Source organism: Cryobacterium sp. MP_3.1, assembly GCF_035984795.1.
Taxonomy (GTDB): domain Bacteria; phylum Actinomycetota; class Actinomycetes; order Actinomycetales; family Microbacteriaceae; genus Cryobacterium; species Cryobacterium zongtaii.
Map to the genome: position 1 here is coordinate 1 of NZ_JAXCHV010000082.1, position 1,017 is coordinate 1,017.

The following is a 1,017-nucleotide window of genomic DNA, read 5'->3' on the forward strand; positions in this document are numbered from 1 at the left end:
GACCTCCCCGTCAATTCCTTCATCCACCCTGCTGGACGCCCCATCGGACACCTCCATGATCGGGGCGTTGCTTCGACTGGTTGAATTCGCCCAGTTCCGCTCCAACGCGTTCCTGCGGGTGCTGAAGAACAACGGCATCACCGGGTCGATGGGGCGCGTCGGCGCCTGCGGCGACAACGCCGCGATGGAGTCATTCTTCGCGCTGCTACAGAAGAACGTCCTCGATCGGCAGCGATGGGCGACGAGGGATGAACTACGCCTCGCGATCGTTGTCTGGATCGAGCGGACCTACCACCGCAAGCGCCGGCAACGCCGCCTCGGCAAGCTCACCCCCATCGAGTTTGAGACAATAAACGTGGCCCTCAAAGCCGCCTGAAACCACTAACCCTTTGAGTCAACTGAACTCGGGGCAGTCCCCTAAAGAGGTTAAGGCTCCCGAACGTTTGACCGCGCACGCGCAATGGGAAGGCATGCACGGCATCGAATCCTCGCGAGAGGGCAATCGCAACAAACTGAGGCCACCGTCCGGATTCTTCGGAGAGATTAGAAATCTCTCCAGGTTCCTCGGAAGCGAAGCAGTCCTGACACGGGCCTTGATCGTGACCAAGCTGGGCCTCTTCGACCTCGCTCGTACGCTCGTTGGAATACGCCACAGTGTGAAGAACTCCACCGCTGTCGGCCAGAAGAATTCCGGCGTCTGTCGCCGCGGAAAATTCGGCGCTGGCCTGGACAAGGATGTCCATGGTGTCGACGACGTCGCGGCCCGCACTTAGTGAGTCGCGAGGAGCACAAAGACGTCTGCAAGATCAACTTCGCGTTGTGAGGAGACCATGCACACAGAGAATAGAGAGCGATCACGTTGGCCGCAAAGGGCTTGCGCTCCACTGCCAAAGGCCCTACACGGATTATCGAACTGTGCGCCCGGCGGAATTTGTCAAGGTGAATGAGGCCAGCGTGAGTTTAGGCGGCTAGTTTCGGCGCTTCTTCCTGAGCGGCGGGTTTGTTGATCCAGGCCGC

Annotated in this window: 2 protein-coding genes; one reads left to right on the top strand and one right to left on the bottom strand. The window is 59.7% G+C overall.

The genetic code is table 11. From position 1 onward, the window contains the following. Nucleotides 1-376 (top strand): IS3 family transposase (locus RCH12_RS18525; protein ID WP_327017893.1); only part of this gene is annotated, 376 nt, incomplete at its 5' end. Here the strand turns inward: RCH12_RS18525 and RCH12_RS18615 are convergent. Then, nucleotides 363-743 (bottom strand): GAF domain-containing protein, encoded by a 381-nt coding sequence (locus tag RCH12_RS18615; protein WP_442784602.1) that lies wholly within the window; start codon nt 741-743, stop codon nt 363-365. The two genes, RCH12_RS18525 and RCH12_RS18615, sit on opposite strands and share 14 nt — an antisense overlap. Between the last annotated feature and the right edge of the window lie 274 nt (nt 744-1,017).